9 protein-coding genes are annotated in these 14,869 nt (G+C 47.3%); 7 read left to right on the top strand and 2 right to left on the bottom strand.

Annotated elements, in window-relative coordinates; translation table 11 throughout:
* Positions 1 to 639, bottom strand: a complete 639-nt coding sequence (locus tag ACFS25_RS24990) for a hypothetical protein (RefSeq protein WP_381506488.1) — start codon at positions 637 to 639, stop codon at positions 1 to 3.
* Positions 640 to 774: 135 nt separating this feature from the next.
* Positions 775 to 2,223: an RNA polymerase factor sigma-54 gene (gene rpoN / locus ACFS25_RS24985; protein WP_381506486.1), complete on the bottom strand. Its 1,449-nt coding sequence runs from the start codon at positions 2,221 to 2,223 to the stop codon at positions 775 to 777.
* A gap of 156 nt (positions 2,224 to 2,379) precedes the next feature.
* Between rpoN and ACFS25_RS24980 the strand changes: the two genes are divergently transcribed.
* The 7 genes from ACFS25_RS24980 (at position 2,380) to ACFS25_RS24950 (ending at position 14,768) form a co-directional block, all read left to right on the top strand.
* The gene (locus tag ACFS25_RS24980; protein WP_381506483.1) at positions 2,380 to 3,966 is read left to right on the top strand and encodes a nicotinate phosphoribosyltransferase; all 1,587 of its coding nucleotides are present in this window, start codon (positions 2,380 to 2,382) and stop codon (positions 3,964 to 3,966) included.
* Positions 3,967 to 4,195: 229 nt separating this feature from the next.
* A complete protein-coding gene (locus ACFS25_RS24975; RefSeq protein ID WP_381506481.1) occupies positions 4,196 to 5,374 on the top strand; it encodes a hypothetical protein in 1,179 nt (392 codons plus the stop codon).
* Between the two features lie 214 nt (positions 5,375 to 5,588).
* Positions 5,589 to 6,530, top strand: a complete 942-nt coding sequence (locus ACFS25_RS24970; RefSeq protein ID WP_381506479.1) for a phosphatase domain-containing protein — start codon at positions 5,589 to 5,591, stop codon at positions 6,528 to 6,530.
* A gap of 522 nt (positions 6,531 to 7,052) precedes the next feature.
* The gene (locus tag ACFS25_RS24965) at positions 7,053 to 10,133 is read left to right on the top strand and encodes a SusC/RagA family TonB-linked outer membrane protein (RefSeq protein WP_381506477.1); all 3,081 of its coding nucleotides are present in this window, start codon (positions 7,053 to 7,055) and stop codon (positions 10,131 to 10,133) included.
* A gap of 27 nt (positions 10,134 to 10,160) precedes the next feature.
* Positions 10,161 to 11,609, top strand: coding sequence for a RagB/SusD family nutrient uptake outer membrane protein (locus tag ACFS25_RS24960; RefSeq protein ID WP_381506475.1), 1,449 nt, complete (start codon positions 10,161 to 10,163; stop codon positions 11,607 to 11,609).
* 40 nt (positions 11,610 to 11,649) lie between these two features.
* The gene (locus ACFS25_RS24955) at positions 11,650 to 12,129 is read left to right on the top strand and encodes a DUF4843 domain-containing protein (RefSeq protein ID WP_381506473.1); all 480 of its coding nucleotides are present in this window, start codon (positions 11,650 to 11,652) and stop codon (positions 12,127 to 12,129) included.
* A gap of 149 nt (positions 12,130 to 12,278) precedes the next feature.
* The gene (locus ACFS25_RS24950; protein ID WP_381506471.1) at positions 12,279 to 14,768 is read left to right on the top strand and encodes a S9 family peptidase; all 2,490 of its coding nucleotides are present in this window, start codon (positions 12,279 to 12,281) and stop codon (positions 14,766 to 14,768) included.
* The last annotated feature ends 101 nt before the right edge of the window (positions 14,769 to 14,869 follow it).

Here is a 14,869-nt window from a genome sequence, read left to right as displayed (position 1 = left end):
TTAAATCAGCCAAAATACCGTTATCAGACTAACGATCAGTCCAAGGGCCAGTCCCGCACTAATTTGGGCTGGGGTATGGGCATTGAGCCTGAGCCGGGCACTGGCTACAAAACCCGTTAACAGCACCAAAAGAAGTAATGGAACGAACAGGTCTGTCAGACTAAATTTGAGCATCAGGCTACTGATAACGCCTACCACGCCCCCAATTCCGACGCTGTGAGCACTAATTTGCCATGATAAGCTAATCAAGCCAACGAGTAGGATAGAAACCGCAATACTAGCGATCAAAATACCGATTTCGGGGGCAAGAATCGACAATGCCTGCATCTGAAAGGTAAATAAATACGCTACAATAGCATAAATCAAGGCTGTCAGGAAATACGGTAAGCGACGGTCAGCCAGGGTATCCAGTTGCAAACTTTGGATAGATCCGCTACGGAAAAGGTAATAAATCAGCAGGGACGGTACCATAAATGTGCCGACAAAAATCAAGACTAGTAAGCTAAGTCTCAATGAAGGAGAAAACGCATCCAGCCCCAGTGCAGCGGGTACCTGAAAAAACAACAGACCGAACAGCAGTGTCGGCATTAGCAGCGGATGAAGAACAACCGACAGGAAATAGGCAATACGGGTAGTCAAAGGCTAATTATAAATTATGAATCGGTACGCCGAAGTGGCAACATGACGGCCTGTTCGGCAGTTGCTTACAAAGTTAGCAACTGATAGGGTTCTTTATCATTCGCCTGCTTTATCACACCAATTTTTCATAAATTATTAAAGTTGTTTTCTGAGCCTTGCCACTGGAATGTTAAGTTGTTCACGGTATTTTGCCACTGTTCGGCGAGCGATGTTGTACCCCCGATCATTCAGGATTTTTTCAAGTTTATCATCCGAAAGAGGATGAAGCTTGGGTTCGGCGTCAATCAGGTCCTTCAGAATGTTTTTTACTTCCCGGCTACTCACATCTTCGCCGGTATCGGTCGAGATGCCCTCTGAAAAGAAATATTTGAGGGGATAAATGCCAAACTCGGTTTGCACAGCTTTACTATTAGCCACCCGAGATACCGTGGAAACGTCCATGTCGATCATCATAGCGATGTCCTTTAGAATCATGGGCCGCAGTCGGGACTCATCGCCAGTCAGAAAAAAATCATACTGATAGCGCACAATGGCGTTCATGGTTTTAAGCAGTGTTTGCTGGCGTTGCTTAATGGCATCGATAAACCACTTAGCCGCGTCTAACTTCTGCTTCACAAAGGAGACAGTTTCTTTGAGGTTCTTATTCTGCTTTTTGCTTTTGTCGTAGGTGTCGAGCATATCGGCAAACGAGCGGCTGATACGCAACTCGGGGGCGTTTTTGGAGTTAAGTGACAACTCAAGTTTACCATTACTGCTCGACAACAGGAAATCGGGAATCAGGTACTGCACGTTACCCGCTTCGCCTTCCATAGAGCCCGGCTTAGGGTTCAGCTTAATAATTATGTCAATAACTTTTTTGAGCGATTCGTCGCTGATGTTGAGTCGTCGCTGGATTTTGTCGTAATGTTTTTTAGAAAATTCGTCGAAAAATTCGTCAATAATCCGGATGGCCAAAATATTATAAGGATCTGACGGGTCTTTGCGCCGGAGTTGCAACAGCAGACATTCGGGTAGTGAACGGGCACCAATGCCGGGCGGATCGAATGACTGGATTTTGTGCAGTACGTCTTCCACTTCCTCCGAATCCGTAAATACGTTTTGCGAAAAAGCCAGGTCGTTGACAATAGCTTGAATGGACCGACGAATATACCCATCACCTTCAATGCTACCGATCAACTGAAGGCCAACAAGTTGCTGATCCTCTGTTAGCTGAAGGTAGGCGAACTGCTGCATCAGTGAGTCCGTCAGGCTCGAACCGGTAGCCAGCGGCATATCGCGTTCTTCTTCGCTATAGTTACCATCGCCCTGCATCTTGTACCCAGCGTAATCTTCATTCTGAATATAACTATCTATGTCAAGGTCATCGTCCCGGTCTTTGAAGTCATCGGTTTCGTCAAACGAGTCATCATCATCTTTTTGATCATATTCCTCGTCCATGCCCTCTTCCAGAGCCGGATTTATTTCCAGTTCTTCTTCAATACGAGTGTCTAATTCAATTGTAGGTATCTGTAACAGCTTAATAAATTGTATCTGCTGTGGAGATAGCTTCTGTTGAAGGGATTGGGAAAGGCTTAATTTCTGCATGGTGGGTGGTACTACAGCCTGTAGGTTAGTCTGTTACGTTGAGTGAATACGCGTACGGCAAAAGTGCCCCTTACAATTATTAGGCCAAATTAATTAAAAAATGTTTTTCTACGCATGAATTTTCTGTGAAGTCATCCGATACTACCTTCGCAACTTATGACAAACAAGCTTTATGATACCTCGCTAAGCCTGCTAACAGACCTTTATCAGGTAACAATGGCCTATGGTTACTGGAAAACAAAAACAGCTGAAAAAGAGGCTGTTTTTAATCTCTATTTTCGGAAAAACCCATTCAACGGAGGTTTTACCATAGCCTGTGGATTGGCTAATGTCATTGGCTATATCGAAAACTTTAGCTTCTCGAAAAAAGACCTGCGCTACCTCCGAATCCTGACCGGCAACGATGAGAAACCGCTATTTGAGGAGGCATTTCTGGACTATCTCGCCAATCTAAAACTTACCTGCGACATTGAAGCTATACCGGAAGGAACGGTTGTGTTTCCGAATGAGCCGTTGGTACGGGTGCGTGGTCCAATTTTACAGTGTCAACTACTCGAAACGCCCCTCCTGAATCTCATTAATTTCGAATCACTTATTGCCACAAAAGCAGCCCGGCTCCGATTAGTGGTCGAAAACGACACCTTGCTGGAGTTTGGGTTACGCCGGGCACAGGGCGTCGATGGGGGCATGACGGCTAGTCGGGCGGCTTACATCGGGGGCTGTGATGCAACCTCAAATGTACTGGCGGGTAAACTCTATGATATTCCTGTTCGGGGCACACACGCGCATAGTTGGGTGATGTCATTTGCCAACGAGCAGGAAGCGTTTGATGCTTATGCTGAAGTATTGCCTAACAATGTGATCCTGCTTGTGGATACATACGACACATTACAGGGTGTCCGACATGCCATAGAAACCGGTCGAAAGTTGGTGAAGCGCGGGCATAAGCTGGCTGGGATTCGGCTCGATTCGGGCGATTTGGCCTACTTGAGCATTGAAGCCCGTAAACTACTGGATGCGGCTGGTTTTCAGGATACTGCTATCGTTGCCAGTAATGACCTCGACGAAACTATTATCAGTAGTCTGCGGCAGCAGGGAGCAAAAATTACGGTCTGGGGTGTTGGTACAAAACTCGTTACCGCCTTCGACCAGCCTGCTCTTGGTGGTGTTTATAAATTAGCCGCTCTTCGCCATGAACGTGCCGACCAGCCGGACAACAATGCGTCTGCCGGTAAGCCATCAGAAGAGGCCGATAATGAGACGACAGACGGGTTAGCCCATCAGGCCACGGGCCACCGTGTGACGGACCACTGGGAGTACAAGATGAAACTGTCGGAGCAGGCTATAAAGATTTCGACACCGGGCATTCAACAGGTACGCCGATTCCGTGATGAGCGGGGTTTCATGGCCGATATGATTTATAATTTGGAGGGTATGGACGGCTCAGTTAGCAAGTCAGCCACAATGATTGATCCGTTAGACTTTACCAAACGTCGGCACTTCGATGCCAAGCAACCCCACGAAGATTTGTTGGTTCCTGTATTTCGGTCAGGTAAGCGCGTTTATGACAGTCCAGATATTCATACGGTACGGGCGCGGGTGCAGACCCAATTAGCCAATCTGCATCCGGGTGTGAAGCGATTTGTGAATCCGCACACCTATCCGGTGGGACTGGAGAAGGGATTGCATAAACTGAAAACGAAGTTGATTTTGACGCTTCGGGAGGGCCAAACCCAGGACTAATATCTCAGTACTTTTTTTGTTTCAATAAATGAGAAAAAATAGTCCTTAGAGGGCTCTATCGTCGAAAAGTAACGTTTATGCATTGTATAAAGTCAATATAAAATTTAAATTAATTTATGGCTTGTCGTACTCGTTAATTTATAGAATCTGTTAGAATGTGTACTTATATTTGAGTTAGATAAATTGTTTTTCCACGCAGCAATTTTGCCAAACTCAAGTCATTTTCTATATGAAGTACATCTATTTTTTAGTGAGTATATTTATAAGTAACATCGTTTTGGCGCAGCCGGACTTAGATTTTCAGACTACGCAGGGCGGATGGACGACAGGAACATTATCTAAATCATACACCAGTGTGGGTACTCCAGCCACCAATGTAAATGTTTCGTTAGGAGGAACAACGACCGGTCTGCAAAGCAACTCTCCGCAAGCCTTTAGTCGGGGACTTCAACTGGCTGTCAATCACACATCCAATACCGCCTGTGTGACAACAACGATTACGTTCAGCCCGGTTGTGCAGGGCTTGACGTTTCGGCTTTTAAATGTCGATAGGGGCGCAGCCAATTCCACTAATTATGATTTCATAGATCAGGTAACCGTTAGCGGTATGAATGGAGCTGCCAGCGTTACCCCAACCATTAGTGCCTCTGGAACGGCTGGTAATTATTCCAGTATTTCGGGAAATACCGTAACGGGTACCGGCGATGCGCCCGCATCTGCTTCCGATCCGGGGAATCAAGTCACCTTTTCGGGCATCGTTACCGAAATTACGATTACCTATTGCAACAATGCAGCCCAGACCATCGCAAATCCTGGTGCTCAGACTATCACCATTGAAGATTTATCGTGGAGTGCTCCGCTGCCTGTTCATGTGATTTCATTTCAGGGAAAAGTTATTGGTAATCAAGTGGCTCTTGCCTGGGAAACCGCCTGGGAACAAAACAATGATTACTTTGAGGTTCAACGTAGTAATGACGCTCATGAGTTTGTTTCAGTGGGTCGTGTAGCCGCCGTTGGACAATCTGATAGTCGGCAGGTGTACTCGTTGCTGGATCAGGAACCGCTAACCGGAACGGGTTATTATCGGCTAAAACAGGTTGACAGAGGTATAGATCAACTGGTGACCTATTCCAAAATTATTGCCCTTATTCTCGACGATGTAATACCCACGCTGGCCGTAATCGAAAACCCGGTTGAGGGGGAAGTCATCCCTATTGCGTTCCGAAATATTGAGCCTCATCAATTGACTTTGCAGACCGCTTCTGGCTTGGTGGTTCCTTACCGAATCACTAACGAATCAGCTACAAGGGCGGTTTTAACGCCGATTCAACGACTGTCTCCGGGCTTATATCTGCTCAGTGGACAACAGGGGGCGAATCGGCTAACGGCAAAGATTGTCGTGTTATAGAAATCGGCGCCGTACAGCATACGCCCGGTTTTTAGTGAGGTAATCGCTACCGAAGTTATGGCAACTGAGACAACTATATACTAGCCATCATATCTTCGTGTAAAAGCGTTATAAGGTCGATCTATTTGTTTATACCTACTGTAAGTGACTAGGTAGCATTCAGATATTTTTATAGGTCTGGCTTAGCTGTACTTATGAAAAACACAAGCGATAAATGAAAAAGGTTCTCATTCTTACTGGTCTGAGCGGTAGTGGAAAATCGACCTTTGCCCGCCGGTTCTGCACCGAAAATTCAAACTGGTTGCGCGTCAATCGTGACGACCTCCGACGTAGCCTCTTGCCTGTATCGCTTGGTGAGTACTGGAAAACCTGGCCCGACCGCGAGAAAAATCGAATCGAGACGCTGGTTAATGAGTTACAGAAAACCGCTATTCTGGAGGGGATAATCCACGACTGGCATGTGCTGATTGACAATACGAACCTGAAAATGAGTTACTTAAACGAGTTTCGGAAACTGCTGACCGAACAGTTCGATGAGGTCGAAATTCGCTATATGTTACTTGACGTGCCGGTTGGTGAATGTATCCAACGGGATAAGTATCGCGATGATTCGGTGGGGGAGGTTGTCGTTCGGCGGCAAGCCGAGCAATTAGCCATACTGACAAAGAATTTTAAATTTCAGACAGAAGTCCTTACGCGTAACCCTGTGTTCAAGCGTGTGCAGGACGACCGGCTGCCGCGTTGCGTACTGGTCGATATTGATGGTACGGTTGCCATAATGGGCGACCGCTCCCCCTTCGACTGGCACCGGGTAGGTGTCGATGCGCCGAAATGGCCAATTATTAACTTAGTGAAGGCATTAAGGGCATCGGACTACGCCATTGTATTTTTCTCGGGTCGGGATGCTGTTTGCCGAACTGAGACCACTGCCTGGCTTGAGCATTATTTCGACTGGCAACCCGCCGACTACGGGCTATTTATGCGGCAACAAAACGACAACCGCAAAGATGCCATCATTAAGCAGGAACTGTTTGATCGGCACATCATCGGGCGGTATTACGTCGAACTGGTCGTAGACGACCGTCAGCAAGTTGTGGATATGTGGCGTCGGACATTAGGCCTTACCTGTGTGCAGGTAGATTATGGGGATTTTTAGACCCGAATCTGTTTCTCCAAACCCACTTTTATAAACGAAATGAGTTTGATGATCCTTCTTATTCCCCTATTCTATTCCTATTCCCTTTTGTTTTAACAGGTCGATTTTGGTCAATGATACTGTCAATTGATGATAATCAAACTTACTGGCAACGGCGCTTGATTGACAGTTTATAAGGCCGCAAAGCACTGACAGAATCCAGTGCTTTGCGGCCTTATAAGATAGTAAAAATTTATTAAATAGTAACCTAGCACATTAATATACAATTAAAGAAAATATGAAATTAAGACAGATAGATTAACGAACCTCACTATAATTTTGACCTGATAATTATCGCGCCCTTAAGATCTTTATTTTGAAAGAAATAGTATAAGCCAAATATAAAATGGCATTTTTAGATAAATATGCATATAAATTTTTCAATAACGTCTCTTTGTATTTAGTTTTAAAGGTCCTTTAAAGCACTCATTAAAGATGGCCAGAAAACTACTATTTAATCTATTTTTAATACTATTTGGTATAATGAGCATCGCGCATGCTCAGGATCGTACCATTACAGGGCGTGTAACCTCCAGCGATGATGGTAGCGTCCTACCCGGTGCCAGTATATCAGTAAAAGGTACAACCCGTGGCACAACGGCAGATGCCAGTGGCAATTTCAGCTTGGCTGTATCAGGTAAGCCAACGCTGGTTGTTTCCTCTATTGGCTTTGCCCGCCTGGAAGTCGAAATCGGCAACCGTAGTACTATCGCAGTTCAATTGCAGAGCACCAACAGTGATCTACAAGAGGTGATTGTTACAGGTTACGGCGGGGTTCTCAGCAAACGGGAAGTAACGGGGGCTGTTTCTAAAATCAAAGGAGCTGAGATTCAGAACATCCCTGCCCAAAGTATCGACCGGGCCATGCAGGGGCGTATCTCGGGCGTGCAGATTTCTTCTGCGAATGGCGCACCCGGCGGGGCTATGCAAGTACGTATACGGGGTGTCGGTTCAATTACAGCCGGTAACGAACCGCTCTATATTGTAGACGGTGTACAGCTCAATACTCAGAACACAAACACCTACGCCAGTTCCAATCCGCTTAACTTCCTTAACCCCAACGATGTTGAGTCGATTGAGGTCTTAAAAGATGCAGCGGCTGCTTCTATCTATGGATCGCAGGCGGCCAATGGTGTTGTTATCATTACAACAAAGAAAGGGAAAGCGGGCCGCACACAAGTAAAATTCAATTACTATCAAGGTGTGGTTGAGCCGATTAAATACTTCGACGTATTGAATTCGCAACAGTGGGTAAACGTGCGCACCGAAGCGTTTATGAATGCGAATCCAACGCAATCCAAAACCTGGGCGCTTCAGCAGGTTCTGGGTATTCTACGATATCCAACTGCAACCATAGCCAACCTCGGAGAAGGGCAGTTGCAGGGTATTGTCGACACATTGAAGACATACGACTGGCAACGGGCGGCTTTGCGCAGTGGCCGGGTACAGAACTACGAAGTCTCGCTCTCGGGCGGAAGTGACCGTAATAGCTTCCACTTTTCGTCATCATACAATACACAGGACGCCAACGTTGTCGGTATCTATTTCAAGCGGTTTACATCCAGCTTACGTCTGGGCCAGAAACTGTCTGATAAGTTAAACTTTGAGCAGTCTATAAACCTAAGTACAACGACGCAGGGCGGACAGTATGCATCGCCCAACGGGGGCGGATTTTTAGGGTCAGCTGCTTTTGGTGGGCCGGTGATGGTACCAACAAACGCTATTTATAACGCGGATGGCAGCTATGCAAACACGCCACTCACGGGTGGTGCCGTTGGAGTAGTTAGCCACAACTTCATTCTGTCTGCCGATTATGCTAAAATCACGTCGGTCACGAACCAGATGATTGGTAGTGCAGCCCTCGTATATAAAATTACGCCCCAGTTAATATTCCGGCCAACCGTAAATCTGGATTATCGGATCATTAAAGGCAATTATTACGCTGATCCCCGAATTCAGGATGCGTTCAGTGTACAGGGCCGTGACTCGTTCCAGAATGAAGAGAATATCAACTTCCTCACGAATGGTGCCCTTACGTATACGCACCAATTTGGCGAGCACTCCATCAACGCGTTGGCAGGGGTTGAGTACCGAAGTGATACGCGTAATGGAACCAGTGGGTCGGCTACGGGCTTCCCAACGTCTGACTTTCAATACATTTCGGCGGCTGCCAATTTTACGGCTATGTCAAGTTTCTGGACAGGCTATCACCGGGCTTCGGCCTTTGGCAAACTGGATTATAACTACAAGAGCCGGTATTTCTTATCGCTTATTGGCCGTTACGATGGTTCTTCCCGTTTTGGTGCTAACAACCTATTTGGTTTCTTCCCTTCTGTTTCGGGAAGTTGGTTAGTATCAGATGAAAGCTTCCTGAAAGGGAGTTCTGTATTGACTGAATTGAAAGTGCGGGCCAGTTTTGGATCGACAGGAAACGATCAGATCGGAAACTTCGACTCAAGAGGGTTATACTCTGCCGGGTATAACTACAATGGTGGCAGTGGAGTTGCCGCCAACAGCCTGGCAAATCCTGATTTGAAATGGGAACGAAACACTGAACTCGCGGCCGGTCTTGAATATGGTTTATTTAACAACCGGGTTCGTGGTCAATTTGATGTATATGATCGCACCAGTAATGATCTGTTACTACAACGGCAAGTACCTAACACCAGCGGGTATACGACAATCGCGTTCAATGCGGGCCAGATGAAAAACCGGGGATTTGAAGCCGAGATAACTGTAGACGTGTTAAAAACCTCTGCTCTGCGCTGGGAAACTAGTTTTAACTTCTCGGTTATTGACAACAAGGTTACCAAACTGTATAATGGTATTTCTCCGCAAGCCAATGTCGATAGCCTTGTTTTGCTAACAGCGCCGGTACAGGCGGGTAACACAACCGTCACGCGTAATTTCATTGTCGGCAAACCTGTTTATGCTAACTACGCTCCCGTATATGCCGGTGTAAACCCCGCTACGGGCCGGGCGATGTGGTACGACCAGAATGGTAACATTACCTATACATATCAAACCCCGCGCGATTCAAAATATTTAGGGTCCGACTTCGCTAACATTTATGGCGGCTTTCGTAACCAGATTTCATATAGAGGGCTGGAGCTGACAGCGTTTTTTCAGTATGAGTTTGGTCGTCGTGTTAATAACTCACAAGGCCTAACCCTCATCGATGACGGAAGCCGTAACGTGAATACCCTAACCGACACGTACAATAATCGTTGGACAACACCAGGTCAGATCACCGATGTACCACGTCCCTACAATGGAGGGGCCGAAATACTAGGGTCTTCCTACGTGTCAGCTACCAGCCGGAGTATTGAAGATGCCTCGTATGTTCGTCTAAAGCAGGTGCAGCTGGCCTATACATTCCCAAAGGCACTGCTTAATGCCACGAAAATACTTCAAAGTGTTCGCCTGTATGCGGTAGCAACGAACCTGGTTACCTGGACAAAATGGACAGGCTACGATCCGGAATTCCTTAACTACGGATCGGGAAATACGGGTGCTATCCCACAGTCGAAGACATACACATTCGGGGTCGAAGTAGGTTTCTAATTCTTTTCATCCTTTGTCATTCAGTTTATGAAAATATATATGTTTAAGCGGGTGCTTGCCACGTCGGTTCTGACCTTCGGTCTCTTTGCCTGTAGCAGTTTGATTGATGTAAAACCAAGAACTGCCATCGATTCATCGACGGCTCTCGTAAGCGTGGATGCCATCAATGCGGCTGTCAATGCCGTTTATGACGCGCTGCAAAGCACCGACTTGTATGGTCGGGATTTGATTGCCATTCCTGAAGTACTTTCCGATAATGGACGAGCGACGAACAATTCAAGCCGTCTGGTATCAGAGTATCAGAACCAGCCTGGTTTTCATATGATCAACTGGACGCAGGATTATTATGGCATTAATCTGGCGAACCTGGTATTGGATGCACTGCCCAAAGTGACCATGACGGATGCGCAGCGCAATTCCTACATGGGCCAGTGCCTGTTCCTCAGAGCGTTAATGTACCTTGATTTGATGAAGTCATATGCGTATATGCCAACGGCTATTATTCCTGAGTATAATCGGGGTGGTGTTCCTGTGTCAGTGTCGGGCGTACTAACGTTGCCACAAGTGGAGTTTCCTGGCCGGCCTACCATCGATGTCGTATATACCCAAATTCTGGCCGATCTAACGGTAGCTATCGCCAAACTGAGCGCAACCGCTAAATCAAGAGGGCCAATCTACGCGACCCAGGGAGGGGCTCAGGCACTCTACTCACGCGCAGCGCTTTATGCCGGGAAATATCAGGAAGCCGCCGACTTTGCAACCAGCGCCCTCGCATCCGGGATAGGCACGTTTCAATCGAAAGCCACTTATGTTGCTGGCTGGCGAACGGCTATTAATCCAGAGTCGATGTTTGAAGTTAACTTTCAGACGAGTGAGAACATTGGTGTAAATACGTCTCTACAAACAACCTTCACTACACTGGTAACGCTTGGTAACACGGCCACAACCGGTGGGTTTGGCGATGTTGTTCCAACGGCTGCACTCCTGGCTGACCTGGAGTCGGAGAAAGATGCAACTGGTGCAGTTCTGGACATTCGCCGTCAACTGTATGAATTAGGCACAAAAGGACGGGGAGCGCAGAACATAGAGACTACCAAATTTCTGGGTAAGAACGGTACCATCAACCTCGATAACGTTCCGGTTATCCGAATTTCGGAGATGTATCTCAACCGGGCCGAAGCCAATTATAATCTAGGGAAAGTCGCGGATGCGCTCAAAGACTTGAACACGATTCGGACGCGGTCGGGTCTACCCGAGAAAGCTAGCCTGACAGGGTCCACTTTGCTGGATGAAATCATTAAGCAACGTCGGTTGGAGCTTGCTTTCGAAGGGCACCGATTCTGGGATCTGAAACGATTGGGTCGTGATGTTGTCAAGACGACAAATTTGCCATTCACTGATTACCGCGTTCTGGCCCGGATTCCAATTAGCGAAATCAACAACAATCGCAACCTGAAGCAAAACTATAACTACTAAGCAATCGACTTAGCGTTCTTATCATTAACACTACTTTGCTATGAAAATATTGTTGCGTTTCGTGCTAATAGGCATTGTTCTAGTCACACAAACTTCATGCTTTAAGGAAAATGACTTCCTGTTTGACAAAAAAGCAGTTGTTGAATTTCAGGCCACGGTTGTTACGTCGTTGGCCGTTGGAAAAACCTATCCATTGCTTGCGGTTAAGAATGGAGCGGGCGCTCAGACTACCCAGGTAAATCTGGTAGGCGTCCAACGGGCTAAAGACGAAGTTATTAAGTTCTCCGTCGATAAAGACAACACGACTGCGATAGAAGGTGTCCATTATAAGCTGAGTGGTGGAACGTTCACTATTCCTGCCAAGTCGAGCATGGGCAATTGCGTTGTCGAGATTTTAACCGGAACTGCACCGACCACGACAACCAAGACCGTTGATTTGGTCTTGACATTGGAAGGAAATGGGTCGGATATCCTGCCGAACGAAAATTATAAGAAGGTAGGCTATCGGATTTCTTTTTAGTTTCTAATGCAGCCAACATACTAGTTGAGACCCCACCCTATAGCTGTAGAATAGGGTGGGGTTATGTTTTCCGTCTACCGAAAAATAACGATCGGCAAACCGTATTGGTCTGTATCTTTGTTTGTTAACCTGAAATAACCTCTTACTATATGCTTCACAATCTAACTACTCGTCAAAACCGGGGGCTTTTGCTCCTTTTCTGGCTCACGTTTTCGCTGGCCGGACAAGCTCAGGATGCGCTAAACTACCAGACGCCACCCAAAGCGTTAGCCGATCTGGTAACAGCCCCACTCACGCCCAATGTTAGCATGTCGGACAAAGGAGATATGATGCTCATTCTCGAACAAGCATCTGCTCCCGGTATCGACGAACTGGCTCAGCCCGAGTTCAAACTGGCCGGGTTACGCCTGAATCCGGCTAACAATGGACCCAGCCGGGCCCGCTACATAACGGGGTTAAAGATCAAAAAACTGACCGATAAAGATGAAAAACTGATAACGGGCTTGCCCGCTACGCCCCTCATTAGTTTCGTTCAATGGTCTCCTGATGGAACAAAAGTTGCCTTTGCTAGCTCGACCGACAGTCGAATAGATTTTTACATCGCCGATGTCGCTACCGCAGCCGCCCAAAAAGTTGGTTCTATCGCACTCAATGCAACTTTGGGCACACCCTATCGCTGGGTATCTGACAGCAAAAGCCTGATCGTGAAAACAATTCCGACCGGGCGTGGGCCAGCTCCTGAGCTCAGCCGGGTTCCGGGTGGCCCCACAACCCAGGAGAACGTGAAAGGAACCCGTGGTCAGGCTCCGACCTATCAGGATTTGCTCAAAAACCCATCGGACGAAAAGCAGTTTGCATTCTACACTACAGCGCAGGTTGTACGGTTGAGTCTGGATGGAACGGCCACCAACATCGGTCAGCCGGGTATTATTCTCTCGGCAGACCCCTCGCCAGATGGTCAGTACGTTATGATTGAGACGGTCCACACGCCGTTTTCGTATTTAGTACCTGTCAATCGGTTTCCGCTTAAAACAGAAATTTATGCTATTGCCGGGTCATTGGTCAAGGGCCTGAATGATGGACCATTACAGGAAAGTGTACCATACAGCCGTGATGGAGCACCCACTGGCCCGCGCGATTTTAACTGGCGGGCAGATGTTCCGGCGTCGGTTTACTATACGGTTGCTCAGGACAATGGCGACCCTAAGGTAAAAGCTGATATTCGGGACAAAGTCTTCCAAAGTGACGCTCCATTTTCTGCACAGCCGAAAGAAATCTATGCGGCTCAATTTCGTTTCGAGAACTTCGATTGGGGCAATGCGTCAACCGCGCTGGCTACCGAACGATGGTGGCAGAGCCGTAAAACCATAACTAAAACGGTCAATCCCAGCAACTGGCAGACGGCTGTCCTCTTCGATCGCTCTTATGAAGATCGGTACACGAATCCTGGTCAGCCAGATATGAAACACAACCAATACGGTCGTGAAGTGCTGAACCTGCTCCCCAATGATGAGATTCTCATGCTGAATGCGATGGGCTCATCACCCCAGGGTGACCGACCATTTGTTAGCTTACTGAACTTGAAAACGAAGCAGAGCCGCGAACTTTGGCGGTCGGCGTCTCCCTATTTCGAGCGGCCTATTGCTGTTCTGGATGCTGCCAGGCAAGTGATTTTAACCACCCGCGAAACGCCCGACGAGAACCCAAACTACTTCGTCCGTAACATGAAAGCTAAGATTGCTCCCATTCAGGCGACTTTCTTTCCGCACCCTTACCCACAATTGAAAGGAATTCAGAAGCAACAGCTTCGCTACAAACGGGCCGATGGCGTGGAACTGACGGCTACGCTTTATTTACCCGTTGGTTATAAGAAAGAACAAGGGCCGTTACCGACGTTTCTGTGGGCCTATCCTGCCGAGTTCAAGAGTAAAGAAGCTGCTAGTCAGGCATCCGGGTCGCCTTACCAGTTCAACCGGATTAGCTATTGGGGTGGTGCTGCTTTCGTGACTATGGGATATGCTATTCTGGATAACGCCAGCATTCCTATCGTGGGCGAGGGTGACAAAGAACCAAATGATACATATGTTGAGCAACTAGTGTCGAGTGCCAAAGCTGCCATTGATGAAGGTGTCCGGCTGGGCGTGGTCGATTCGAGCCGGGTAGGTGTGGGTGGTCACTCCTACGGCGCGTTTATGACGGCCAATCTACTGTCGAACAGCAAACTTTTTAAAGGTGGAATTGCGCGCAGTGGAGCCTACAACCGAACATTGACACCGTTCGGATTCCAGAATGAACAACGCAGTTATTGGCAGGCTCCGGATGTCTACAATACAATGTCTCCGTTCATGAATGCCGACAAAATGAAAACGCCTTTGCTGCTGGTTCATGGGGAAGCTGACAACAACACGGGTACATTCCCAATTCAGTCTGAACGGTATTATAATGCGCTGAAAGGCTTTGGTGCCACAACGCGTTTGGTATTCCTGCCCTACGAAAGCCACGGCTATACGGCGAAAGAATCGCTATTACACATGCTGTGGGAAATGAACGGCTGGCTGGATAAATATGTCAAGAATCCAAAACCTACCGGACAGGCGAACAAAGCCGGTAAAGTAGGCGGAGGAAATAACGAACGATAGTTTTTGAAAGCCAGGGGATGAGTTAACGCGATTTCTTAACGCTCCCGAATTAATTGACCAAAAAAGCCGAGCCGGTTATATCCTGGCTCGGCTTTTTTGGT

It is taken from the genome of Spirosoma flavum, assembly GCF_042686045.1.
Taxonomy (GTDB): Bacteria; Bacteroidota; Bacteroidia; order Cytophagales; family Spirosomataceae; genus Spirosoma; species Spirosoma flavum.
This window is presented reverse-complemented; position numbering and strand designations above follow the sequence as displayed.

What these genes read in the sequence shown, in the direction of transcription:
- ACFS25_RS24965 (WP_381506477.1), top strand. Translation starts at nt 7,053, where the DNA reads ATGAGCATCGCGCATGCTCAGGATCGTACCATTACAGGGCGTGTAACC.
- ACFS25_RS24970 (WP_381506479.1), top strand. Translation starts at nt 5,589, where the DNA reads ATGAAAAAGGTTCTCATTCTTACTGGTCTGAGCGGTAGTGGAAAATCG.
- ACFS25_RS24950 (WP_381506471.1), top strand. Translation starts at nt 12,279, where the DNA reads ATGCTTCACAATCTAACTACTCGTCAAAACCGGGGGCTTTTGCTCCTT.
- rpoN (WP_381506486.1), bottom strand. Translation starts at nt 2,223, where the DNA reads ATGCAGAAATTAAGCCTTTCCCAATCCCTTCAACAGAAGCTATCTCCA.
- ACFS25_RS24980 (WP_381506483.1), top strand. Translation starts at nt 2,380, where the DNA reads ATGACAAACAAGCTTTATGATACCTCGCTAAGCCTGCTAACAGACCTT.
- ACFS25_RS24975 (WP_381506481.1), top strand. Translation starts at nt 4,196, where the DNA reads ATGAAGTACATCTATTTTTTAGTGAGTATATTTATAAGTAACATCGTT.
- ACFS25_RS24960 (WP_381506475.1), top strand. Translation starts at nt 10,161, where the DNA reads ATGAAAATATATATGTTTAAGCGGGTGCTTGCCACGTCGGTTCTGACC.
- ACFS25_RS24955 (WP_381506473.1), top strand. Translation starts at nt 11,650, where the DNA reads ATGAAAATATTGTTGCGTTTCGTGCTAATAGGCATTGTTCTAGTCACA.